Below are 24,257 nucleotides of genomic sequence, written 5' to 3'. Positions count from 1 at the left end.
CCATGTCACTCCGCTTCCCATCCAATCCATTTCTGACGGCTTATCCGAAGGCGAAGCTGTTGAAAACCAACTTGTAATTACGCTTCAGGCTGGTCCGTAAGCTACCTTGAATCGGTACATTTTTCCAGCCTTGATGAGGCCAGTGCGTGCTGGCCTCAGCTGGAACTGTTGTCAGCGTAGCGTTTCTGTTCGTACAGGGAGAACTGCGCGGCACTCTCCAGCGCATGCTGCAGGTCGGCCAGTTCATCACTCTGCTTGCGTTCGCAGTCGGAGAGGATGTGGGACTGGCGAAGACGTGAGCCGATCTTCTCGATGCTGCCATCCCGGCCCGCGACGGCTGGCGGGGTTGGATTTTTCTCGTGCAGCGGTTGGTTGAAGCGGAGTTCATAACTCTCTTCGAAGGAGAACAGCGCCTTTCGCACACTGATCTCATTAATGTCTTCTTTACGGATGATGTTGGAGAACTGGGCAAACAGACGATCGAACTGTTCATTGGTTGCGAGCGCACCCTGCTGGCGCGGCGTCATCTGCACGACGGGTGATGAGGCGCCGCTGCGGGGCGGGTTCATCTTCCATGAGCGGCTCATTTTGTTGAGCGGGGAGTGACCGATAAAACGCTGTTTGAGGATCTCGGTGATGGCGTGAAAGCAGCGGCTGGAGGGGGCGTTAGGCGCGCTGATGCTCACCGGCATATGGTTGTAGACGGCGTTGTGCAGATGCCGGTCGGCGGTGACATAACCGAGTGAACGTACACTCAGACCGAGGTTTTTCTCCACAACGCGCTTGAATTGACGATAGACTTGTAGTCCCTGCTGGCGGCCCTTGATGCGGTTGATCAGCACCTGCACCCCGCCCATATGGCCGCGACGGCGCAGCGCCCAGAGCAGTGTGTAGCTGTCTTTGATCGATTCCAGCTCGGGCGAGAGTACCAGCAGGATATGATTGGCGGAGCGCAGCAGCGACAGGGTGGTGAGCGAGTCGCCGGGTGGGGTGTCGATGATCAGATAGTCGAAATGGCTCTCCAGCTTCTGGAATGCGGTCTTCAGACGCAGTGTCTGGGTGTAGTCGAAGGCGGCGAGGTTGGAGGGGGCAGCGAGCAACTGGATGCCGTTTCGCCCCGTCTGAATCACCGTCTCTAGCGGTTGGCCGTCGAAGATGTGAGAGCCGAGCCCGAGTTCGCTCTTGCCACCCAGCAGTTGCACTGCACCGGAGAGCTGGTTATCACTGTCGAGTAGACAGACCTTGGCTCCACCATTTGCTAGGTTGACTGCAATGTTGACTGCAACGTTGGTCTTGCCAACACCATGTCTGCCACCGGCGAGGGCGATGACCAAGGCATTGCTCCGGGCACCGGCAGAATGGGAGGTAGTGTGTTGATCTGGCTCTTGAGGGGGGGTCAGCATAACCATTGGAGCTCTGAATCGTTAAAAGACTTATCCCGATTCTATCCCAGAAAAAACGACATTAATCACTCTTCTTTCAGACCTGAGTCACAAAACAGGAGTTCGGAGGTGGATAGGATGGGGCGCCTTAATGGGTGACGAATGACTACCCGGACATTTACACCAGCCTTCCCAGGATCTATGGATAGCGTTAAGAATAGTTGTCTGCTGGCGGTTGACCTGGAGCGGCTGCCCGCCATTCCAGCGGTGTTGCTTGAGCTGATTGAGGCCTGTAGCCAGGCTGACTCAAGCTTGAAGCAGTTGGCCGATATCGTCTCGCAGGATGTGGTGCTGAGCGCGAAGGTGCTCGCCGCTGCCAATTCGCCGCTCTATCGCCAGTGGGGCGAGGTGGCGGGTCTGGAACGGCAGCTCTCCGTACTCGGTGTGGAGACCCTCAAAAGCATCGCCATCACCAGCGCGGTACAACAGTTCTTCTCCCGCTTGGGCGAGCAGCACGAGGCCTATCTCGACGGCTACTGGTACCGCTCCCTGAAGGTCGCCCAGATCGCCAGAGAGCTGGCCATCCTGCTGCAGCACCACTCCGAAGAAGAAGCCTATCTGGCTGGGCTGCTGCATGGGCTGGGAGAGCTAGCGTTGTTTCAGCTCTCTCCTGACGACTATGTCGAGATCGCCGCCAAGCCACGCGGCCTGCAGCGGGAGGAGCAGCAGCGGCGGTTTGCGGTTATTGGCGAGGAGGTTGGCTTCCATCTGATCGATCGCTGGCACCTGCGATCGTTCCTTGCCGATGCGGTGCGCTATCAGGACGAGTCGAGCGAAGCGCTGCTGGATGCGCCGCAGCTGGTGAAGATTGTGCACCTGGCGCAGCGTCTGGCGCAGCCGGACGCCTACGATCTGGATCAGACGATCCTGGCCGCAGAGCAGCTCTCCGGCATTGACCCATCGCACATCGAGTCACTGGTGCTACGGGTGGATGGGCGGCTACAGCAGCTGGCCGGCTCCCTTGAACTGATGCCGCTGGAGGCTGGGGCAGTGCGCGAGGAGCAGGCGCTGCAGGTGAAGCTGACGACGCGTCTGGAGCTGGCCCGCCATGTGCGAGATTTTGCCCTGCTTAGTGCCTCCCGCCAGCAGATGGCGGAGGCCGCCAGCTGGCATGCCATCGTCAATGAGTTGCAATACAACCTGGGGGTGCTGTTCGGCCTGAAGCAGAGCATGGTGCTACGCTACAATCCGGATCAGGAGCGCCTGGAGGGAGATGTCGGGGGGCGTGTTGGCAACAAGCCGATGGATGCGCTGCACCTCTCGCTAGAGGCGGGCAAGAGTCTGGCCGCTGACGCGTTGCTGGAGCAACGGGTGCTGCACTCATTCGATGATAATCCGGCGCGCAGCCACGCGGTAATCAATCGGCAGCTCTGTCACCTGCTGGGAGATGAGGGGGTGGTCTGCATTCCCCTGTTTGTCGGTCAGGCGATGCTCGGTGTGGTGGTGGCGGGGATCAGCCGAAAGCGCCTCAAGCAGCTCGATTTTCAGCAGGATTTCATGGAGGTGTTCGCACAGATGGCAGCTGCCTCGATCCTGCGCCAACAGCGCTGGCAAGAGGCGGAGGAGCTGCATCTCAACGAGCTGCGCATCAAGGTGCAGAACCATGCGCGCACGCTGCTGCACGAAGCCAATACGCCGTTAGGGGTGATCAATAATAGCCTGCAGCGGCTCGACTCGAAACTTGGCAGCGGTCATGCGGTACAGGCTGAACTGGCAACGATCAAAAACGAATTGGAGCGGCTGGGGACGGTGCTGCAGCGGATGCGGGACCCGGTGGAAGAGATAATCGACGGCGATGGCCTGGTCGATCTCAACCGCCTGGTTGAAAATCAGTTGGCGGTGTTCAAGGCTTCGTTTTGTGCCGGGGACAAGATCAAGTGCGTCAAGGATCTGGACGATAGGCTGCCGGCTATCCACAGTCACCACGGCCGATTGAAGCAGGTGCTAGCCAACCTGATGAAGAATGCCAGTGAGGCGCTGGAAGAGGGTGGCACGATCAAGCTGGAGACCCGGGATGGGGTCAACCTGAACGGCGAGGAGTTTATTGAGATCTCGGTCAGCGATGACGGCCCGGGTATCCCGCGGGCGGTGATGGATGAGCTGTTTCTGCCGGTCAAGAGCGAAAAGAAGGGCAACCACTCGGGCACCGGACTGGCCATCGTAAAAAATCTGGTGGATGAACTGGAGGGTACCATCTCCTGCTACAGTCGTGAGCAGGAGGGCACCCGCTTTGGCATCCTGCTGCCGCGTCGGCTGGTGGATGAGCCGGCTTGAGCCTGGTGGGGGAGTTGGCTATTCGAAGCTGTAGTGTTTCTCCACATCCTTCAGGATCTCCCAGCTGCAGGCAAGCCCAGCAGGAAAGGTGACCAGGTCGCCCCGGCCAAACTCCTGTGGTTCCCCGCCCTTAGGGGTCACCACCACCTTGCCGCGCAGAAAGTAGCAGGTTTCGCTCTGATCATAGCTCCAGTCGAACTTGGAGGCCTCCTTACGCCAGATGGGCCAGTCGTAGATACCCATGATCTCTAGTTTCATGGCGGAAGGGCGGTGTTCACACTCTATCGTCAGATCGCTCATTGCTGACTCTCCTCGACTGCGGGGCTTGTTGGAAAATGACCGTCTAGTGTAACCGGAAGCTGTTGCAGCGTCAGGCGCGTCTAACAGCCTGTTAGGCACTATCTCCCCTTGTTATTAATCGGCAATCCTCTACCTCATGTTGTCGGTTTGGCTTCGGTAGGCCGAAGCTGGACCTGCAAACAATCTATTTGACTGCCAGGTTGCATAGAATGAGAGTGTCGGAATATCGAGAAGGAGTGGCGCAGATGAACGCAGATGATCAGGCGTTGACCCAGCTGGCCGGCCAGCTGGGGGATTGCCTCAGACGGCAGCGGGCCAGGGTGGCCTTTGCTGAATCCTGCACTGGTGGCTGGATTGCCAAGGTGGCCACCGATGTGGCAGGCAGCAGCGCCTGGTTCGAGCAGGGGTTTGTCACCTACAGCAACGCGGCCAAGCAGTCGATGCTCGGCGTGCAGGCAGAGACGCTGGTGGAATACGGCGCGGTGAGTGCGCAGACAGTGGCGGAGATGACCGCCGGCGCTCTGCAGCGGAGCGAAGCAGATTGGGCGGTGGCGGTGAGTGGCATTGCCGGTCCGGGGGGCGGAACTCCCGACAAGCCGCTGGGCACGGTCTGGTTCGCCTGGCAGCAGCGCGGTGCGGCAGCCGAAGTGCAGCGGCACTGTTTTGCAGGCGACCGGGAGGCGGTGCGGCGGCAGACGGTGGCCTGCGCCCTGCAGGGGCTGTTGCAGCGGTTGGCTGAAGATGAGTGACAGCCGGGCCTTTTTCGCCCTCTGGCCCGACCTGGAGGTGCGTCGACAGATCGCCCGTGTTGGCCGATCCCTGAACGGTTGTGGCGGGCGCATGCTGCAGCCACAAGATCTGCATCTGACCCTCTGTTTTTTGGGGGATCTGGACGCACAGCGCCGGCGTTGTGTTGAGGCCGTGGCCGATTCGTTCAGTGCGGCGCCTGTTGTCCTGCAGATCGACCGGATCGACCAGTTTCCCCGGGCGCGTATCTTCTGGGTCGGGCCGCTGGGGTCCCCGCCGTCACTGATCACGCTGCATGATCGACTGAGCCGTGCTCTGCAGTCCTGCGGTTTTGCCCCGGAAACCCGCGCCTTCACCCCGCATCTCACCCTCTATCGCAAGGCCCAACGGGTCGAGCCTGGCAGAATCGATCCGCCGATCCGCTGGCTGGCGGAGAGCCTGACCCTGGCCTGCGCCGTCGGTGGCCCGTCTGGTGCGCCCAGCTACCGAATTCTCAATGAATGGTCGCTAAGGGGCCTCTGAACGAAGCATGGGCGATCCAAATCTTCCGTTGTTGCGTTGTATCCCAAGGGCATTTCCTGCGGGGCAAAATCCAGGTAATAGACCGGCTATTATTATCTGTGATTTTCGCCTTGCATCGAAAAATTTGGCCTCACAATTCTGCTCGCCCTGATTCATTCTGAGGCTACCTAAAGGCGAAGCTATAACCTGAGTTGATCCCTGTGTGATAATTTCATCTTCAAAAAGGTACTGTATGAATGTACAGTAAGCGGCAAGATGCAGAAACAGGGGGAAGAGCGGATGGATGACAATCGTGCAAAGGCGCTGAGTGCGGCACTGGGGCAGATCGAGAAGCAGTTTGGCAAAGGCTCGGTGATGCGAATGGGCGATTCCAGCTCGATCCGCAACATCGAGGCTATCTCCACCGGCTCCCTCGGGCTCGACATCGCGCTCGGCGTGGGGGGGCTGCCAAAAGGGCGCGTGGTGGAGATCTACGGGCCGGAGTCTTCGGGCAAGACCACCCTGACGTTGCAGGTGGTGGCGGAGGCGCAGAAGCAGGGCGGCACCTGTGCCTTCATAGATGCGGAACACGCCCTCGATCCGATCTACGCGGAAAAGATTGGGGTTGATGTGGATGAGTTGCTCGTCTCTCAGCCCGATACCGGCGAGCAGGCGCTGGAGATCACCGACATGCTGGTGCGTTCCGGCGCGGTAGACGTGGTGGTGATCGACTCAGTGGCGGCGCTTACCCCCAAGGCGGAGATTGAGGGCGAGATGGGTGATACCCATGTGGGGCTGCAGGCGCGGCTGATGTCGCAGGCGTTACGCAAGCTGACCGCCAACATCAAGCGTACCAACTGCCTGGTGATCTTCATCAATCAGATCCGTATGAAGATCGGCGTGATGTTCGGCTCACCTGAAACCACCACCGGCGGCAACGCGCTCAAATTTTACGCCTCAGTGCGTCTCGACATCCGTCGGATCGGAGCGATCAAAAAGGGCGAAGAGGTAGTCGGTAATGATACCAAGGTGAAGGTGGTGAAAAATAAAGTAGCGCCCCCCTTCAAGCTGACCACTTTCGAGATCATCTACGGCGAGGGCATCTCCCGTGAGGGTGAGATCATCGAGCTGGGGGTGAAGCAGGGCATCGTCGACAAGGCAGGCGCCTGGTATAGCTATAATGGTGATCGAATTGGTCAAGGCAGGGAGAATGTGCGCCAGTTTCTGAAGGATAATCCCGATATTGCAGCGGATATTGAACTGCGGGTACGGGCTGAGCTGCTGCCTCCGGCCGAGAGTGCTGAAGAAGCGGCGCAGGAGAAGGCCTGATCGACACGGCCGAGATTCAGGCGACGGCGTTGCGCCTGCTGGCGCAGCGTGAGCACAGCCGCCAGCAGCTCCAGAAAAAGCTGGCCAGACGGGACTTCGATGGGGAGATGATTGAGTCTCTGCTCGATGGGCTGGAGGCGCAAGGGCTGCTCAGCGATCTGCGCTTTTGCGAGAGCTATGTGGAGATGCGGGTGCGCAAAGGCTATGGGCCGCTGCGCATCCGTGCCGAACTGAGCGAGCGCGGGGTGGATGAGGCGCTGATCGAGCAGACCCTCAGCTACTACGCGGAGGGCTGGTGGAGTCAGTTGCAGCGGGTTCACGATGCAAAATATGGTGGCGGATCGGTGGATGATCGCCGCGAACTGGCCCGTAGGGCGCGTTTCCTTGAGTACCGAGGCTTTCCCGCCGCGATGATCCGTGAGCTGTTGATTGACTGATCCCGAAGGTGGGGCTTCGCACGGATGGCGACGGGGTGATCCTCCCGGTTCCACAATATCCTTTTGCCTGCCTGCCTGCCTGCCTGCCTGCCTGCCTGCCTGCCTGCCTGCCTGCCTGCCTGCCTGCCTGCCTGCCTGCCTGCGTGCCTGCGTGCCTGCCTGCGTGCCTGCGTTTGCGGAGTGCCGCCTCCCCTTCCATCGTTTCCTGTCTGTTGAGCCCTTGCATCTTCTGATGCCGAAGTAGACAAAGAGGATGAGAATTCGTTTGGGGTTCCTGTTATGCTCTAGGGCTGTTTTGGATTTGATTCTGGCGGCTACGGGTTTGCCTGTGCGTTCGCGAAACGGGTGCTCTGTGGTGCAGGGCTCCCCCTGTTAATTCACTGTCCTCATTGAAATTTTGTTTGTCCAATATGAAAAGTAGTGCAGATATCCGCAAGGCATTCCTCGACTATTTTGCGCAAAATGGTCACGAGGTGGTGGCGAGCAGTCCGCTAGTGCCGCTGAATGACCCCACCCTGCTGTTTACCAACGCGGGCATGGTGCAATTCAAAGATGCCTTTCTTGGTCGCGACAAGCGCAGTTATCTCCGGGCTGCTAGTTCGCAGCGCTGTGTGCGCGCCGGCGGCAAGCATAATGATCTTGAGAACGTGGGATACACCGCACGCCACCACACCTTCTTCGAGATGTTGGGTAACTTCAGCTTTGGCGACTATTTCAAGCGTGAAGCGATCAGCTACGCCTGGGAATTTCTCACTCGCACACTGGGGCTGCCTGCGGAAAAGCTCTGGGTGACCGTTTACCAAGAGGATGATGAGGCTGCCGATATCTGGCTCAAAGAGATCGGTGTCAGTGAGGCGCGCTTCACCCGTATCGGGGACAAACCTGGCGGTAAACGCCACGAGAGTGACAATTTCTGGTCGATGGGTGACACCGGTCCATGTGGTCCCTGTAGCGAGATCTTCTACGATCATGGTCCCGAGGTTGCCGGTGGTCCGCCGGGCACACCGGAAGAGGATGGCGATCGCTATATCGAGATCTGGAATCTGGTGTTTATGCAGTACAACCGGGATGCGGAAGGGAATATGACACCGCTACCCAAACCTTCGGTGGATACCGGTATGGGACTGGAGCGGTTGGCTGCGGTAATGCAGGGCGTTCACAGCAACTATGAGATCGATCTGTTCGCCAACCTGATCAAGGCGGCATCTGAAGTGACCGGTTGTTCGAATCTGCAGGAGAAGTCGCTGCGGGTGATCGCAGACCACATCCGTTCCTGTGCCTTTCTTGTTGTGGACGGGGTGATCCCCTCCAATGAGGGGCGCGGCTTTGTGCTGCGTCGGATCATTCGACGTGCCATCCGGCATGGCTATATGCTGGGACAGAAGGGGGCGTTTTTCTATCGGCTGGTGGGGCCGCTGTGTGACGAGATGGGGGCGAGTTATCCGGAATTGCTGAGTGCCAGGGCGCTGGTTGAGCGGGTGCTGAAACAGGAGGAGGAGCGTTTCGCCGAGACTCTGGAACAGGGAATGCGGATTCTCGAAGAGGTGATTGCCGGGCTAGAAGGGAAACAGATCCCAGGCGAGACCGTCTTCAAACTTTACGATACCTACGGCTTTCCGGTCGATCTGACCGCGGATATCGCCCGCGAGCGCGATCTGAGCCTCGACATGGAGGGCTTCCAGCGGGAGATGGAGGCGCAGCGCGAGCGTGCCCGTGCCGCAAGCCAGTTTGGCGTTAATCAGGAGGTCAGCGTCGGCCTCGAGGGTGAGACTGAATTTGTCGGCTATGAGTGCCTTGAGGCGAATGCCACCGTGGTGGCGCTCTACCGAGATGGCGAGTCGCTGGATAGCCTGGCCGAGGGCGAGACCGGCCTGGTGGTGCTGGATCGTACGCCGTTCTACGCGGAGTCGGGTGGTCAGGCCGGCGATAAAGGGGTGATCAGCGCCAAGGGTGGCATGCTGTTCGAGGTCGAGGATACCCGCAAACAGGGCGGTGATGTGTTTGGTCACATCGGCAAGCTGGAGGAGGGCAGTCTTGCGGTGGGAGATCCGGTTACGGCTGAGGTCAACGCCTTTACCCGTCAAGCCACCGCCCTCAATCACTCGGCGACGCATCTGTTACACGCCGCGCTGCGTGAGGTGCTGGGCGATCATGTGGCGCAGAAGGGGTCGCTGGTAGACGATGAGCGGCTGCGCTTCGACTTCTCTCAATTTGAGCCGGTCAGCCGTGAACAGCTGCAGAGAGTGGAGCAGCGGGTGAACGAGCAGATCCGCCAGAATCACATGGTGGAGACGCGCATCATGTCTCTGGAGGATGCCAGGTCAAGTGGTGCGATGGCGCTGTTCGGCGAGAAGTATGATGAGCAGGTGCGGGTACTGCGGATGGGTGATTTTTCAACCGAACTGTGCGGCGGCACCCATGTGAAGGCGGTGGGTGATATCGGCCTCTGCAAGATTATCGTGGAGACCGGCATCGCCGCCGGTGTGAGGCGCATCGAAGCGGTCACTGGTCAGCGCGCCATCGAGTGGATGGAGGCCGATGAGGAGCGAGTGCTGCGAACCGTGGCGTTGCTGAAAGGGAGTCGTGATGATCTCGAAGAGAAGGTCATGCAGCTGCTGGAGCGCAACCGGAAGCTAGAAAAAGAGCTCGAGCAGCTCAAGGGTAAGCTGGCGAGTGCAGCCGGCAGTGATCTGGCCTCTAGCGCTGAAGATGTGGCCGGGATCAAGGTTTTGGCGGCCACGCTGGAAGGTGCTGATTCCAAGTCGCTGCGTGAAACCATGGATCAACTGAAGAACAAACTGGGGTCTGCAGTGATCCTGCTGGCGGCCATCAATGGTGACAAGGTCGCCCTGGTGGCCGGGGTTACCAAGGACCTGACTGGCCGGATGAAGGCTGGCGATCTGGTTAAGCTGGTGGCGGAAAAGATTGGTGGCAGGGGGGGGGGGCGCCCCGATATGGCGCAGGCAGGCGGCAACGATCCGTCCGCTCTGCCGCAGGCGCTGGCGCTGGTGTCGGGCTGGGTTGAGGCGCATGCTGGCGACTGAGCCACTTTGTCTGATGATGAGCGTTCACTGCCGATGTTCTGCTGGCGGTTTTAACCCCGCCTGATTTCGTGTTTAATTGCCCCCTTTTGGAGCTGGGCTGCCGATTGGGTGGTCCCTCCTGAGTTGGAATGGCGGCATGTTGGCCGTCTGTTCTGTTCACTCTCTGGCCTTAGATCGCTGATGGCGGCACAGCTGTCGGTCGATCGATTTGTGCAGGATTTGTAAACAAAATGGCGCTTATCGTGCAGAAGTACGGCGGGACCTCCGTCGGTTCAGTGGAGCGTATCCAGGCGGTCGCGGAAAAGGTGAAGGCTGCCAGGGATCGCGGAAACCAGGTGGTGGTGGTGGTCTCAGCCATGTCGGGCCAGACCAACCGGCTGATTGCTCTGGCCCATGAGATCAACGCTGAGGGCGACCCTCGTGAGATGGACGTGCTGATCTCCACCGGCGAACAGGTGACCATTGCCTTGCTGAGTATGGCGCTGCAGCGGATCGGATGTCCGGCCCGTTCCTATACCGGCGGTCAGGTGCATATCCTGACGGATAGCGCCCATAGCAAGGCACGCATCCAGGATATCGATGGTGCGCGGGTGCAGGCAGACTTGGAGGCCGGTCGGGTGGTGGTGGTAGCCGGGTTTCAGGGGGTCGATCAGCAGGGTGATATCACTACCCTGGGGCGCGGCGGTTCTGATACCACAGCGGTGGCGATGGCTGCGGCCCTGAAAGCAGACGAATGTCAGATCTACACTGATGTGGATGGGGTCTATACCACTGACCCCCGCATCGAGCCGAAAGCACGCCGACTCGAGCGTATTACCTTTGAAGAGATGCTGGAGATGGCGAGTCTCGGCTCCAAAGTGTTGCAGATTCGTGCGGTGGAGTTTGCGGGCAAATATAACGTTCCCTTGCGGGTCCTTTCCAGCTTCGAAGAGGGCGAAGGCACCCTGATTACCTTTGAGGAAGAGAGCATGGAACAGGCAAAGATATCCGGCATTGCGTTCAATCGTGATGAGGCAAAACTGACCATCCTGGGAGTCCCAGACCATCCCGGTGTGGCCTACCAGATTTTGGGGCCGATCTCCGATGCGAATATTGAAGTCGACATGATCGTGCAGAATATCGCAGCGGATACCTCAACTACCGACTTCACCTTCACAGTACATCGTAACGATTACAAGAAGGCGCTAGGGATCCTGCAAACGACCGCTGAGTCCCTTGGAGCAAGGGAGGCGCTTGGGGACGATACGATGGTGAAGATCTCAATTGTTGGTGTGGGTATGCGTTCCCATGCCGGTATTGCGAGTCAGATGTTTGAAGCGCTGTCCAGTGAGGGGATCAACATCAACATGATCTCAACATCCGAGATCAAGATCTCGGTGGTGGTTGATGAAAAGTACCTGGAGCTGGGAGTCAGGACTTTGCATGAGGCATTTAGCCTCGACTCTGAAGCGGCGAATTAGAAATAAAGTCCTAAATTGTCGTGAAATAGCCTTAAATCGGCTAACTAAGGAATTCTTAAGCTTTTTCTGTGGTCCTACCAGTTGCTAGAATGCGAGCATCGTCCTGTCCTGCATCAAGTGCAGGGGATGGTTGGCAAGCGCTGTCGACAGAATCGGACTCTGAGTGGGAGTGGTCGGCAGTAAACAAAAAGGATCTGCAGGGAGATTAGACATGTTGATCTTAACTCGCCGAGTCGGCGAAACCTTAATGATAGGCGACGAAGTTACAGTCACTGTGCTGGGTGTTAAAGGAAATCAGGTTCGCATCGGTGTGAATGCGCCGCGTGATATCTCCGTGCATCGCGAGGAGATTTACGAACGCATCAAACGTGAGCAGGCGGGCGGAGCAGAAGGTGCCGCCGAATAGACTGCGCAGAACGGCCTGAAAGGAAACTTCGGCAAGGATGCCGGAGTTTTTTTGTTTATGGGCGAAAAAACTGTATAATCCCGCGCTCTTCCGGGCAGTGATTCCCTCGAAGTTGTCATCGGACGAATGTCTAGAGATGACGTCATTTACAGTTGGAAAGCTTACTCCTCTGTAATAGAATTCTGCGCGGACCGGGTGGCTGGAAGCCCGGAGCACAGCCTCGGCGACACTGCGATAGGTTACGCCGAGTATCTCTGTCAACCAGCACTGGAGAGATGGCCGAGCGGCTGACTAAGACGGCGTTGGCCGTCTTGAGCGGTGTCGCGTAGCGGCATCGACCCCGAAGGGGTGAGGGACGCAGTCCTGAATAACGCGCTCCCCTGCATGGCTCGAAGGGCCATTGAACAAGCGCAAAGTTTTGGAGAGATGGCCGAGCGGCTGAAGGCGCTCCCCTGCTAAGGGAGTATGGGGTTAATAGCTCCATCGAGGGTTCGAATCCCTCTCTCTCCGCCATGTCAGTGCATCAGTGCAAGACTGTAATCTCAGGTTGCAACTGAATCACATAGCGCCCGTAGCTCAGCTGGATAGAGTACCTGGCTACGAACCAGGTGGTCGGAGGTTCGAATCCTTCCGGGCGCGCCATTTTAGAAGATAAATCAACCGGTTAGAGTGTCCCGCTTGGCCGGTTTTTTTTGGCGATACTTTGCTGGCGATTTGTGGATGTCAGTCAATGTTTCTTGCCTGTGGGAACCAAGCTACAGTTTGGCTTAGGTGGTTGACAGCGGGAGGTGTGAGAAGTATATTTCTCGCCCTTCTCGCCGTTACCCGGTGCTGATAGTTTGGCAAGGTAGCTCAGTTGGTTAGAGCACAGCACTCATAATGCTGGGGTCGGCAGTTCGAATCTGCCCCTTGCTACCATCTTAAAGCCCCGCCAGGTTCACTGAACCGGCGGGGTTTTTTTGTGCCACTTTTGGTTCGCGCTGACAGGCATGCGCAGTTTTGGTGCGACAATCATTTCTCCCTGCACCGTTTTGGTGCTTTTTTGGGCGTGCGCCATATTTATTTTTGTCTATCTGTTTGAATTAAATGAGAATTTATGGAAGGCATTAAAATTGCATACTCGTAGACGAAAATGCATGCGCAGTGAGCGCATGTGATTAATAAACTGCTAGTGAGAGAGATACAGATGGCACGATTCCACCTTTTGGGGCGCTTGCTGCCCCTGATTGGGGCATTTTTCCTCCCGGGGGCCGCTTTGGCGGAAGAGACAGCGATCAATGGGGCCAATACGGCATGGATCATGGCTTCCACTGCCTTGGTTCTTTTTATGACCCTGCCGGGGCTGGCGCTGTTTTATGGTGGTCTGGTACGCAGCAAAAATGTCCTTTCGGTGTTGATGCAGTGTTTTTCCATTGCCGGGATGGCCACGGTTATCTGGTTTGTCTTCGGCTACAGTCTCGCTTTTGGCGAGGGGAATGCCTGGATCGGCGACTTCAGCAAGGTAATGATGGCAGGCATCGGCAAAGAGACTCTCTCCGGCGATATTCCTGAGTCACTTTTTATGCTGTTTCAGATGACCTTTGCGATCATCACCCCGGCGCTGATTGTGGGTGGCTTTGCCGAGCGCATGAAATTCTCTGCCATGATGATCTTCAGTGCGGTCTGGCTGGTGCTGGTCTATCTGCCGGTGACCCACTGGGTCTGGGGTGGCGGCTGGCTCGGTGAGATGGGCCTGTATGACTTCGCTGGTGGTACCGTGGTGCACATCACTGCCGGTGTGGGGGCGCTGATGGCGGCCCTGGTCCTTGGCCCGCGCAAAGGCTTTGGAACCTCTGCCATGACGCCGCACAACATGACCATGACGGTGACCGGCGCCGGCATGCTCTGGGTTGGCTGGTTCGGCTTCAATGGTGGCAGTGCACTGGCGGCGGATGGCAGCGGCGCGATGGCGATGCTGGTCACCCACATCTCTGCCGCCACCGGTGCCATGACCTGGCTGGCAATCGAGTGGATACGCTTCGGCAAGCCGAGTGCCTTGGGTGCGGTGACCGGCATGGTGGCGGGCCTGGGCACCATCACCCCGGCCTCCGGTTTTGTTGGCCCTGGCGGTGCTCTGGTTATCGGCCTGCTCGCCGGTATTGTCTGTTTCTCTGCCACCCAATACCTCAAGCGGGTGCTGAAGATCGATGACTCCCTGGACGTGTTCCCAGTGCATGGAGTTGGCGGCATCCTCGGTACCCTGTTGGCGGGCGTCTTCTCCGCCACCTCGCTGGGGGTTCTCTCCGGCTATGGTTTTGCGGATGGCATCGAAACCATGGGAGGGCAAGTCTACGTGCAGTTTATCGGTGTGTTGGCCACGGTCATCTTCACTGCGGTTGTCTCCTGGGTGATTCTGAAACTGATTGACAGCCTGATCGGTCTGCGGGTCAGTGAAGAGGATGAAGTGGAAGGCCTTGATGTGGTCGACCATGAAGAACGCGGTTACGATTTCCACTGATTTGCCCCCTTCCGACCTTACCGATCCCAGTAGCTTATCTGCTGCTGGGATCGGCTTTACCTCTCCTCCCTTGTTGTTGGCTTTGGGCTGCTGAGGCAGGCCCAATCCCACTTCGCAGCGATAACCATTGCATCTCTTGTGGTGGTATCTACAGTCAGAGTTGTTGTAAGCCCGCTGACAGATCCTGTTAATCGATTAAAGGTATTGAATCACTTGTCGAAAACAGTGCTTGAGGTTATGGCGAATGGAGCCGCAAGCAATGATGTCACATGGGACATTTTTTTCCGCAGCTGAAGCGATGGCAAAGCGCCTGGAACATCTCATGGAGGCGTTCCCCAAACTGGTGAACAATCAGGTTGAGGAGGCGGTAAATAATTGGCGTAGGCAGACCGTTGCGTTGTCGCTTTCGCCGCCTGGCTCCGCTGGGAATATTGATGTGGGTGGTGAAAAGGGAGCTGTTTCCCCAAGTGAGACCATTCCTGACCAGATCGCCAGTGAGGCAATTGAACTGATCGCCAGCTACAGCATCGAGGATGTGATGGATATCCTGACAGAGGATTTTGGTATCACTCTCGACTATGCGCAGTTGATCGACCTCATTGGCATCGAGCGTTACCAGCATGCTCTGCGCGGGGAGGCGATCGAATTGCAGCAGAACAAGGTCTCGTTGCTGCAGACCTCGGAGCTGTGGAACAGCATGGGGCGTCCGGCTCTGGGTGATGCGTTGTGGGGGCCGAAGAAGGTCTCAATCCTGCTTGAGAGGCAGGAGTCCTTCTAGGCGGCTGTCGGATTGGGGAGCTGCCCTGCTGCGGCGGTGGTAAATCGATCCATTTTCCCACACGCCTTGCCAAGGATAGCCAAGCCCGACAGGCTTCTAAGGGCTTCAGAAAAGTACCATTCTCTTTGCGGTGGCAACTGGCGCCTCTCCGCCCACAAGCAAAAACTGTGGCTCCCCGCATTCCCCGACATCAACCAATAGTCAGATAGCAACCCGTGATGAGATGTTTGTCGGTAATCCAGTAGGCGCCATGAAACAGTGGCTCGGCCGGCAATGCCAGCTTCGCACCGGGAGCCTGTCTGAAACTGAACTGGGCGGTCTCGATGGTGATCTGTAACTCCACCTCATAGAAGCCAAAAAAGCGCCTCACTAACGGGTAGTAACACTTGTAGAGGCTCTCCTTTGCGCTAAAGACAAGTCGCCGTGGCAGCTCAGGGTGGGCCTCCAGAAAGGCGGACTCGGTGTCACTCTCGATCTTGCGCTCTAGCCCTGCCGCCAGTGGCGCCAGCGGCTCCACATCCACCCCAAGTCCGACAATCGCGCCGCGCCGGCACGCCAGCGCCAGCGCCAGATCCGCACAGTGTGAGATGCTGCCTAGGTAGCCTGTCGGCCAGCGTGGCTCACGTTGATCACCGCGCAGGATCGGTCCGCTGGTGCCACCAGCCAGCTGTATCGCGTGGTGAGCCGCGTGCCGTCCGGCGCGAAACTCCCGCCGGCGCTTCTCGATGGCGTTCTCGATGAGCTGTTCCTCCGCGGCGAACAGTGGTTGTTCCCACATCTCCGGGCTGGCGATAACCAGCGCCACTTCAGGGGGGAAAAGTTGCTCGGCTAAAAATTCAGATGACATCGGGGTCTCAAGGCTGAACGCTGAAAGTTGTCAGCCGCGCAGTATAGCGGATGGTGTAATGATGCTTGCGAACTCAGGCGGGCGGGATAATACTTCCCGGGTCGGGCGTGTCATGATCAGGGAGACGTTGCATGAATCTGAGTCTTGCCCACTACTCTCGCATTACCGAGATCGTTGGCGATATCATTAAGGTCGCAGTGCCCGAACTGGTGGCTGGCCAGGGGCAGGATATCTGCTATGGTGATCTGGCGCTGGTGACGGGGCGTGAGGGTGACAGCTCTCTGGCCCAGATCATCAACATGCAGGGTGAGCAGGTCAGCCTGCAGCTGTTCAACGGCACCAAAGGGGTGGGCACCGACTCCAGTGTGCGTTTTCTCGGCCACCCGATGCAGGCGACCTACTCCAGCAATATCCTCGGCCGGGTCTTCCGCGGTACCGGCGAGCCCATCGATGCCGGTCCTGATCTCTCCCACGACCCCCAGGTCGCGATCGGCGGCCCCTCAGTCAATCCGATGCGGCGGGTGCTGGCGTCGAAGATGATCCGCACCGACGTACCGATGATTGACGTCTTCAACTGCCTGGTAGAGAGTCAGAAGATTCCGATCTTCTCGGTCTCCGGCGAACCCTTCAACCGCTTCCTGGCACGGGTCGGGATCCAAGCCGACGCTGATGTGGTGGTGTTCGGCGGCATGGGGCTGATCTTTGATGACTACCACTTCTTCCGCACCGCCTTCGAGGATGCCGGGGTCTTTGCTCGCACCGTGATGTACGTCAATCAGGCCTCCGACCCCATCGTCGAGCGGCTGCTGATTCCCGATATGGCGTTGGCGGTGGCGGAGCGGTTCGCGGTGGAGGAGGGCCGGCGGGTGCTGGTGCTGCTTACCGACATGACCGCTTTTGCCGATGCGCTGAAAGAGGTCGGCATTGCGATGGACCAAGTGCCCTCCAATCGCGGCTACATGGGCGACCTCTACTCGCAGCTGGCGCGCCGCTACGAGAAGGCCTGTGACTATGCTCAGGGCGGCTCGGTGACCATCCTCAGCGTCACCACTATGCCCGGCAACGATGTGACCCACCCGGTGCCTGACAACACCGGCTACATCACCGAGGGTCAGTTCTACCTGCACAACGGGGAGCTCGACCCCTTTGGTTCTCTGTCGCGCCTGAAGCAGCATGTGATCGGCAAACAGACCCGCGAGGATCATGGCCAGATCATGAACACCATGATCCGTTTCTACTCCGGCGCCAAGGATGCGGAACAGAAACAGGCGATGGCCTTCGAGCTCTCCGAGTTCGACCTCAAGCTGCTCAAGTTCGGCGGCCTGTTCCGCAAACGCTTTATGGATATCAATGTCTCGATGCCTCTGGAACAGGCCCTGGATAGCTGCTGGCAGACCCTGGCCGAGTGTTTTGATGCCGATGAGTTGCTGATGAAACAGGAGCTCATCGATCGCTACTTCCCGCAGTCGGCGACTGCAGAGACGGCGGCATAGATGGCGCGGCTCGCCCTCAATAAGTCATCCTTGACGCGCCAGAATCAGCTGCTGAAGGGGTATCGCGAGTTTCTGCCCGCACTGGATATGAAACGCCGCCAGCTGCTGGCGGAACAGGCGAGGGCGCGGGCCGAGCTGGCGCAGGAGCAGGCGCGACTGGCCGAGATCCATCCGTGGATTGCCGAACAGCTACCGATGTTGGCCAACCAGGGCATAGCGCTGGATGGTCTGGTGCAGGTCGAGCGGGTCGAGCTGGCGCAGGAGAATGTGATGGGGGTGCGTCTGCCGCTGCTGCAGGCGGTCGAGTTCCGGGTCAAACCCTACTCCTTTCTGAGCCGCCCGCACTGGGTCGAGCCACTGGTGGACAAGCTGAAACAGGCGCTGGAGTTACGCATCCGCATGCAGCTGGCACAGCGTCGCTTGCAGCTGCTGGCCGATGCCGTGCGCACCATTACCCAGCGGGTCAACCTGTTTGATAAGGTTTTGATCCCCCGCACCCATCAACATATCCGCCAGATTCGCATCTATCTGGCGGATGAGGAACGGGCCGCGGTGGTGCGCGCCAAACTCGCCAAGAGAAAGAAACGATGACCATCCTGGCGCTGCAGAAGGTGACCCTGGCCGGGCTCGTCGAGGAGCGCGGCGTCATCCTGCAGGGGTTGCAGCGACTCGGCTGTCTGCACCTGATCCCGCTCAAGCCGAAGCCGGAGGCGGAACCGGATCGACCCTCCGGCGCGCCGGTGGAGAGTGCCTACAAGGCGCTGCGCTGGATCTCAGACGTGGCCACAAAACGCCAGCAGGTGCGCGACGAGCACAGTTTCGACTTCGATCGGGTGGTGGCCGAAGCACTGCACAACCGACAGCGGCTGCGCGATACCGAGGACAAAAAGAGCCGTCTGCAGCGGCGCATCGAGGCGCTCATGCCCTGGGGTGACTTTCAGCTGCTGCCCCAGGAATACTCCGGCGGCTACCGCTTCTGGTTCTACCAGATCCCGGTTGACCAGCAGCGACAGCTGCAGGCACTCGATCTGCCTTGGCAGATGGTGCACCGCGACAACCGCTTCAGCTACGTGGTGGTGATTGCCAAACAGGAGCCCGATGCCGCGCTACTACCGGTACCGCGCACCCACACCGGCGCGGTCTCGTTGAGTGAGTTGCAGGCGGAGCTGATTCGCACCGAGATCGAACTGGAGGATCTGCTCTCAGATCACCACGCCCTGAGCCGCTGGATCTACCTGCTGAGCCGCAACCTGGCGCGGGTCGAAGACCAAAGTGCGCTGGTCGAGGCGGACCAGGGGGTGTGGCAACAGCAGGGCCTGTGTCTGATCCAGGGCTGGCTGGCGGAGCGCGATCTACCGAGACTGCAGGCATTCGCCGATGCGCAGGGGCTGGCGCTGGTGGCGGAGGAGCCCAGCTTTGAAGAACGCCCTCCGACCCTGCTGGAGAACCCCGCGCCGCTGGATGGCGGGCAGGATCTGGTCAGCTTCTATCAGACTCCCAGCTACCACGCCTGGGATCCCTCGCGGATCGTCTTCTTCTCCTTCGCCCTGTTCTTCGCCATGATCATGGCGGATGCCGGCTATGCGCTGATTCTCAGCCTTTTTCTTGCCCGATACTGGAAGCGCATGGGGGCGAGCGAGGGCGGGCGGCGTTTCCGCCGGCTCACCACGGTGGTGCTCGCCACCTCCTTTGTCTATGGGGTGCTGGTGGGCAGCTACTTCGGCATAGTTCCGCAGACGGCGAGCTTGGCCGGCTCCCTGAAGCTGCTGGATCTGAACGACTTCGACAGCATGATGCGGCTCTCCATCGGCATCGGTTCTGCACACCTGATACTGGCTAATCTGGTGGTGGCGATGCGCCTGCGGCCCTTTCCCCATAATGCCCGTCCGATCGGCTGGAGCCTGGCGGTGGCGGGCGGTTTCACTCTCTATCTCAGTGGTGTGGAGAGTGGCGCCAGCCTGACCCGTCTGGGCCTGTTGCTGCTGGTGACGGGTCTGCTGCTGGTGCTGTTGTTCAGTAGTCGGCGTCCGGTGAAGGATCTGAAATCGGCCCTGTTGCGCCTGCTTGATGGCCTTGGCGGGCTGACCCAGGTGACCAAGATGTTCGGCGACATTCTGAGCTATCTGCGCCTGTTTGCCCTGGGTCTGGCCAGCTCCTCCCTGGCGCTCACCTTCAATGACCTGGCGTTGCAGGTAAAACAGGCCCTGCCCGGTGCCGGGTTGCTGGTGGCGATTCTGATCCTGCTGCTTGGCCACAGCATCAATCTGGGGCTGGGCATTATCAGCGGCTTTGTGCACGGGCTGCGGCTCAACTTCATCGAATTTTTCAACTGGGGCCTGTCCGGTGAGGGCTATCCCTTTCGGGCCTTCGCCAAAAAGGAGACCGAACTATGAATGAGTTTGTAATGGCGCTCGGCTGGGCCGGCATCTACGGGCCGATGGCCTTGGGGGCGATCGGTAGCGTCATCGGCTGCTCCTTGGCGGGGCAGGCGGCGATCGGTGCGATGATGGAGACCGAGAGCGGACACGGTCGCTACGTGGGCATCTCGGCGATGCCCTCCTCCCAGGTGATCTACGGCATCGTGGTGATGTTCACCCTGAATCGGGAGGTCACCGCGCAGGCCGCTGCCGGCATGTTTGGCATCGGCATCTTCTGCGGCCTGGCGCTGATGTTCAGCGCCATCTACCAGGGTCGCAGCTGCGCCTCTGCGATCAATGCCGCCAAGGCGAAGCCGGAGATTTTCGGTCTGTCGCTGGCGCCGGCTGCCATCGTCGAAGGCTTTGCAGTGTTCGCCTTTGTCTTCGCGCTGGTGCTCAGCGCCGATCTGCCGGTGGCGGGCTAGGAGGGTCAGGTGGCAAAACAGGATCAGGCACTACAGGTCTCCTCCGGGGTGGAGGCGCTGATCGAGCGGCTGCATGATGAGGGTGTCGCGGCGGGGCAGGAGCGGGCGAAAAAGATCGTCGCCGATGCGGAACACCAGGCCGCCTGGATCATCGAGCAGGCTGAGCTGGAATCAGAACAGCTGCGCAGAGAGGCGCGGGAGTCGGCGGAAAAGACCCGCAAGGCGCTACAGGAATCGCTGGCGGTGGCGGTGCGCGATGCCATCCTGTCGCTGAAATCGACCCTCACGGCACGTTTTGCCGAGGATGTGCAGCGCGCCGTGGGCGAAGAGATGAGCCGCCAGGAGATGCTGCAGCGGTTGATCCTGGAGGTGGCCGGGCGTACCCGGGAGCAGCTGGCCGAGGATGAACCGCTCGAGCTGCTGCTACCGCGGGACGTGGTGGGGCTGGAGCAGTTGCGCAAGGATCCAGAGGCGTTGCGCGCCAGTCCGCTGACCGAGCTGAGTGGCCTGATTACCAAGGAGATGCTGCGCGATGGGGTCAGTTTTGGTGAGGCGGACGACCAGCATGCCGGTATCCGTCTGTCGATCCGGGACGGTGCGATCCAGCTCGATCTGAGTGATGTGGCGGTAACCCGGCTGCTATTGGCCCACCTGCAGCCGCGCTTCCGTGCCCTGGTGGAGGGGATTGTCGGTTAGGAGCCTCTGAATGAATCTGGGCGAACAGAATTGTGAGGCCAAATTTTCCGCTGCAAGGCGGAAATCGCAGGTAATAGTATGCCTATTGTCAAGATTGACAACGCAGCAGCGGGAGATGTATTCGGCGCATCCCTGTGCCTCACCCCTTCGGAGCTTGCGTGAAAAACGGCTCCAGGCCGTTTTTGGGACCGCAAGGCGGTCGCCCATGATTCGTTCAGAGGCTCCTTAATATGTCTGGCGACCTCTATATCACCCTGCTCACCAGTCTGCCCTATCACGGCGAGCTGTTCGGCGAGCAGCAGACACCGATCTCACGGATCCAGCTGGAGAGCCGGCTGCGTCTGCTGGAGCCGGAGGACGCCGTCACCCTCGACGCCATCGAGCAGCTGATCCGCTGGGCCAATCACTCGCTGGATGAGGATGATGCTGCGGTGGCGGCGCAGACACAGCGGCTGCTTGAGGGGGAGATCTGCAGTTGGTTGCAGCAGCTGATCGCCTACCGCATGGAGATACGTACCCTGATGGCGGCACTGCGCCGCCGCCGCCGGGGCGAAGGTCCGCCCGAGCGCCCCAGCGGTTGGGGGGTCGGCCGCTGGCAACGGCGCATCCATGCCAATTGGAGTGAACCGGGGTTTCGCCTCGAAGGGGTCTTCCCCTGGGTGCTGGAGGCCAATCGGCTGATGCAGGAGGAAGATCACCTGGGGCTCGAACGGTTGCTGCTGGGGGTGACCTGGCGTGCGCTGGAGCGCTTTGGCGAGGGGCACTACTTCGATTTCGAGGCGGTGGTGGTTTATGTGCTGCGTTGGGGCATTATCGATCGCTGGAGCCGCTACCACGGTAAGGCAGCAGTGGCGCGTTTTGAAAGTCTGGTGGAGCAGGCGCTGGCAGGCCAGCGGCTGGAGTTTGTAGGAGATGGATGAGTCATGAATAACGGGATAAGCGCATGAGTGAGAGGGCCGAACTGGCGCGCATCGTCGCCGTCCAGGAGGACATAGTCACCATCGAGAGCCCGCTTGAGGGCGGTCCGCCGTTGGTGAAGAACGAGGTGATCTACATCCTGCCCCAGCGCCTTGCCGATGGGCGTCAGGAGCGCCTCAAAGCGGAGGTGCTGCGGGTCGAGGGGCGACAGGCGGTGGCGCAGGTGTTCGAGAGTACCCGCGCCATTGGCATCGGTGATCCGGTGGAGCAGAGCGGGCAGATGCTCTCGGTGACTCTGGGACCGGGCCTGCTGGGACAGGTCTATGATGGTCTGCAGAACCCGCTGGAGGGGCTGGCGATCGGCTTTGGCAACTTCCTGCCCCGCGGGGTCGATCTGCCGGCCCTCGATCCCACTGCCAAGTGGTCCTTCGTGCCGCTGGTGGAGACCGGCGCGCGGCTGCGTCCCGGCGATACCCTGGGCACGGTGCAGGAGGGGCGTTTCACCCATAAGATCATGGTGCCGTTCGGGGAGCGGGATGAGGTGACGGTGACCTGGATCCAGCAGGGCACCTTTACTGTCGATGTGCCGGTGGCGCGCATCAAAGACGCACGAGGCCATGAGCGTTCGCTGACCTTGGCCCAGGAGTGGCCGGTGCGCAAGGCGCTGCCCGAGCAATTGCTACGCCGTCGTACCAGTCAGCGGTTGTTCCCTGAAGAGCCGCTGATCACCGGGCAGCGCCTGATCGACACCTTTTTTCCCATCGCCCGCGGCGGCACCGGCTGCATCCCCGGTCCATTTGGCGCCGGCAAGACCGTGCTGCAGAGCCTGATCTCGCGCTTCTCGGCGGTGGATGTGGTGATTGTGGTGGCCTGTGGCGAGCGTGCCGGCGAGGTGGTAGAGACCATCACCGAGTTCCCTAAGATGAATGATCCGCGCAGCGGCGGCTCGCTGATGGACCGTACCATCATCATCTGCAACACCTCGTCGATGCCGGTGGCGGCCCGCGAGGCGTCGATCTATACCGGCATCACCCTCGGTGAGTACTACCGCCAGATGGGTTTTGACGTGCTGCTGATCGCCGACTCCACCTCCCGTTGGGCGCAGGCGATGCGCGAGACCTCGGGACGTATGGAGGAGATCCCCGGCGAGGAGGCCTTTCCCGCCTACCTCGACTCAGCGGTGCGCGGCATCTACGAGCGTGCCGGCCTGCTGCAGAGCAACGACGGCTCGGTAGGCAGCCTGACCATGATCGGCACCGTCTCCCCCGCCGGCGGTAACTTCGAGGAGCCGGTGACCCAGTCGACCCTGGGTACGGTGAAGTGTTTTCTCGGCCTCAGCGCGGAGCGCGCCTACAAGCGCTTCTATCCGGCGGTAGACCCGCTGCTCTCCTGGTCGCGCTACCACGATCAGCTGCGCCCCTGGTTTGAACGGCATATCGCGCCGGGCTGGAGCGAGCGGGTGAAACAGATGACCGAGCTGCTCGGCCGAGGCGAGTCAGTCTCGCAGATGATGCAGGTCACCGGCGAGGAGGGGATCACCCTGGAGGACTTTGTGGTCTATCAGAAGGCGCTGTTTGTCGACATGGTGTTTCTGCAACAGGATGCCTTCGACAAGGTTGACGCCACCGCCACTCTGGAGCGTCAGGCAAACTCCTTCAACCGTGTCTTTCGATTGGTGAACCAACACTACAAGTTTGCCGACAAGGATGAGGCCCGACGCTATTTCACCCAGCTGACCGGCCTCTATCGCAACCTCAACTACAGTGACCAGGAGACCCCCCAGTACCAGGAATACCTGCAGCAGATCGAGATACTGGCCAGCGCCAGGCGCAGTGCAGCGGAGTCAGACAAGAGGCCTGCAGTGCCCCACTGATCTGATAGGGTTAGGACGCTGACAGACAGGTGAGCCTGCGGCCTCTGCTGTATCGATCAACCAAGGCAGGTCCCGATGGCTGTGCGCTATTTCTGGTTGTTGCTGCTGATCTCCCTCTCCCTTTTGGCCCGTAACCCTCTGACCCAGTGAACTGGCGGATCGACCTGACCTCAGCCTCTACTTTATGGAGGTCTTGGCGACGGCAGAGCATGGGGAGCTGGTGGATTTCAGCATGCGGTTAAACTGTTGCTTGAGCGCCGCTGTGTGGTCTGCCACGGCTGTTACGATGCCCCTGCCAGCTCAAGCTGAGCGCCTATGAGGGGATCACTCGCGGCGCCAGCAAACAGGAGGTGTATGACGGCCCCGGCTGATC

General features: G+C 59.6%; 20 protein-coding genes and 3 tRNA genes. 20 read left to right on the top strand and 3 right to left on the bottom strand.

Features of this window, described 5'->3' with window-relative positions; all coding sequences use genetic code 11:
* Positions 1–155: 155 nt before the first annotated feature.
* A complete protein-coding gene (locus Ga0074115_RS07590; RefSeq protein WP_060528390.1) occupies positions 156–1,334 on the bottom strand; it encodes a MinD/ParA family ATP-binding protein in 1,179 nt (392 codons plus the stop codon).
* Positions 1,335–1,583: 249 nt separating this feature from the next.
* Between Ga0074115_RS07590 and Ga0074115_RS07585 the strand changes: the two genes are divergently transcribed.
* Positions 1,584–3,716, top strand: coding sequence for an HDOD domain-containing protein (locus Ga0074115_RS07585; protein WP_232432966.1), 2,133 nt, complete (start codon positions 1,584–1,586; stop codon positions 3,714–3,716).
* 18 nt (positions 3,717–3,734) lie between these two features.
* Here Ga0074115_RS07585 and Ga0074115_RS07580 read toward each other — a convergent pair whose 3' ends face one another.
* Positions 3,735–4,016, bottom strand: a complete 282-nt coding sequence (locus tag Ga0074115_RS07580) for a cupin domain-containing protein (protein ID WP_005958893.1) — start codon at positions 4,014–4,016, stop codon at positions 3,735–3,737.
* Between the two features lie 245 nt (positions 4,017–4,261).
* Between Ga0074115_RS07580 and pncC the strand changes: the two genes are divergently transcribed.
* From pncC to Ga0074115_RS07520, 12 genes are all read left to right on the top strand, one after another.
* Positions 4,262–4,765 (top strand): nicotinamide-nucleotide amidase, encoded by a 504-nt coding sequence (gene pncC, locus Ga0074115_RS07575; protein WP_057957116.1) that lies wholly within the window; start codon positions 4,262–4,264, stop codon positions 4,763–4,765.
* Complete coding sequence (thpR, locus tag Ga0074115_RS07570) at positions 4,758–5,285, top strand: RNA 2',3'-cyclic phosphodiesterase (RefSeq protein ID WP_057957117.1); 528 nt, start codon at positions 4,758–4,760, stop codon at positions 5,283–5,285. The genes pncC and thpR overlap by 8 nt, the downstream gene beginning before the upstream one ends.
* A gap of 279 nt (positions 5,286–5,564) precedes the next feature.
* Positions 5,565–6,593 carry a recombinase RecA gene (gene recA, locus Ga0074115_RS07565; RefSeq protein WP_057957118.1) on the top strand — a complete coding sequence of 343 codons (1,029 nt, stop codon included), beginning with the start codon at positions 5,565–5,567 and terminating at the stop codon, positions 6,591–6,593.
* A gap of 29 nt (positions 6,594–6,622) precedes the next feature.
* Entirely contained in the window at positions 6,623–7,030 is a 408-nt protein-coding gene (locus tag Ga0074115_RS07560; protein ID WP_232432965.1) for a regulatory protein RecX, read from the top strand.
* A gap of 410 nt (positions 7,031–7,440) precedes the next feature.
* Positions 7,441–10,074, top strand: coding sequence for an alanine--tRNA ligase (alaS, locus tag Ga0074115_RS07555; RefSeq protein ID WP_060528378.1), 2,634 nt, complete (start codon positions 7,441–7,443; stop codon positions 10,072–10,074).
* Between the two features lie 230 nt (positions 10,075–10,304).
* Positions 10,305–11,534, top strand: a complete 1,230-nt coding sequence (locus Ga0074115_RS07550) for an aspartate kinase (protein WP_057956263.1) — start codon at positions 10,305–10,307, stop codon at positions 11,532–11,534.
* A gap of 211 nt (positions 11,535–11,745) precedes the next feature.
* Entirely contained in the window at positions 11,746–11,940 is a 195-nt protein-coding gene (csrA, locus tag Ga0074115_RS07545) for a carbon storage regulator CsrA (protein WP_060528377.1), read from the top strand.
* Between the two features lie 420 nt (positions 11,941–12,360).
* Positions 12,361–12,453 (top strand) — tRNA-Ser (locus tag Ga0074115_RS07540).
* Between the two features lie 52 nt (positions 12,454–12,505).
* A tRNA-Arg gene (locus tag Ga0074115_RS07535) sits at positions 12,506–12,582 on the top strand.
* 199 nt (positions 12,583–12,781) lie between these two features.
* Positions 12,782–12,858 (top strand) — tRNA-Met (locus tag Ga0074115_RS07530).
* Positions 12,859–13,120: 262 nt separating this feature from the next.
* Complete coding sequence (locus Ga0074115_RS07525; protein ID WP_057956275.1) at positions 13,121–14,437, top strand: ammonium transporter; 1,317 nt, start codon at positions 13,121–13,123, stop codon at positions 14,435–14,437.
* 298 nt (positions 14,438–14,735) lie between these two features.
* On the top strand, positions 14,736–15,215 hold the full coding sequence (locus Ga0074115_RS07520) for a hypothetical protein (protein ID WP_057956265.1): 480 nt from the start codon (positions 14,736–14,738) through the stop codon (positions 15,213–15,215).
* Between the two features lie 190 nt (positions 15,216–15,405).
* Here the strand turns inward: Ga0074115_RS07520 and Ga0074115_RS07515 are convergent, their stop codons facing one another.
* Positions 15,406–16,062 carry a 4'-phosphopantetheinyl transferase family protein gene (locus tag Ga0074115_RS07515; protein ID WP_057956266.1) on the bottom strand — a complete coding sequence of 219 codons (657 nt, stop codon included), beginning with the start codon at positions 16,060–16,062 and terminating at the stop codon, positions 15,406–15,408.
* Positions 16,063–16,193: 131 nt separating this feature from the next.
* Here Ga0074115_RS07515 and Ga0074115_RS07510 point away from each other — a divergent pair, with 131 nt between their 5' ends.
* From Ga0074115_RS07510 to Ga0074115_RS07480, 7 genes are all read left to right on the top strand, one after another.
* Positions 16,194–17,555: a V-type ATP synthase subunit B gene (locus Ga0074115_RS07510; protein WP_057956267.1), complete on the top strand. Its 1,362-nt coding sequence runs from the start codon at positions 16,194–16,196 to the stop codon at positions 17,553–17,555.
* Positions 17,556–18,146, top strand: coding sequence for a V-type ATP synthase subunit D (locus Ga0074115_RS07505; protein ID WP_057956268.1), 591 nt, complete (start codon positions 17,556–17,558; stop codon positions 18,144–18,146).
* Entirely contained in the window at positions 18,143–19,948 is a 1,806-nt protein-coding gene (locus tag Ga0074115_RS07500) for a V-type ATP synthase subunit I (RefSeq protein ID WP_057956269.1), read from the top strand. The genes Ga0074115_RS07505 and Ga0074115_RS07500 overlap by 4 nt, the downstream gene beginning before the upstream one ends.
* Positions 19,945–20,397 carry an ATP synthase subunit C gene (locus Ga0074115_RS07495; protein WP_005965720.1) on the top strand — a complete coding sequence of 151 codons (453 nt, stop codon included), beginning with the start codon at positions 19,945–19,947 and terminating at the stop codon, positions 20,395–20,397. The genes Ga0074115_RS07500 and Ga0074115_RS07495 overlap by 4 nt, the downstream gene beginning before the upstream one ends.
* Before the next feature lie 9 nt (positions 20,398–20,406).
* Entirely contained in the window at positions 20,407–21,093 is a 687-nt protein-coding gene (locus Ga0074115_RS07490; protein WP_057956270.1) for a hypothetical protein, read from the top strand.
* A 230-nt stretch (positions 21,094–21,323) separates the two neighbouring features.
* Entirely contained in the window at positions 21,324–22,013 is a 690-nt protein-coding gene (locus Ga0074115_RS07485; protein WP_057956271.1) for a DUF2764 family protein, read from the top strand.
* A gap of 23 nt (positions 22,014–22,036) precedes the next feature.
* The gene (locus Ga0074115_RS07480) at positions 22,037–23,884 is read left to right on the top strand and encodes a V-type ATP synthase subunit A (RefSeq protein WP_057956272.1); all 1,848 of its coding nucleotides are present in this window, start codon (positions 22,037–22,039) and stop codon (positions 23,882–23,884) included.
* The last annotated feature ends 373 nt before the right edge of the window (positions 23,885–24,257 follow it).

The organism is endosymbiont of Ridgeia piscesae (assembly GCF_001443665.1).
Lineage (GTDB): Bacteria > Pseudomonadota > Gammaproteobacteria > Chromatiales > Chromatiaceae > Endoriftia > Endoriftia persephonae.
This window is presented reverse-complemented; position numbering and strand designations above follow the sequence as displayed.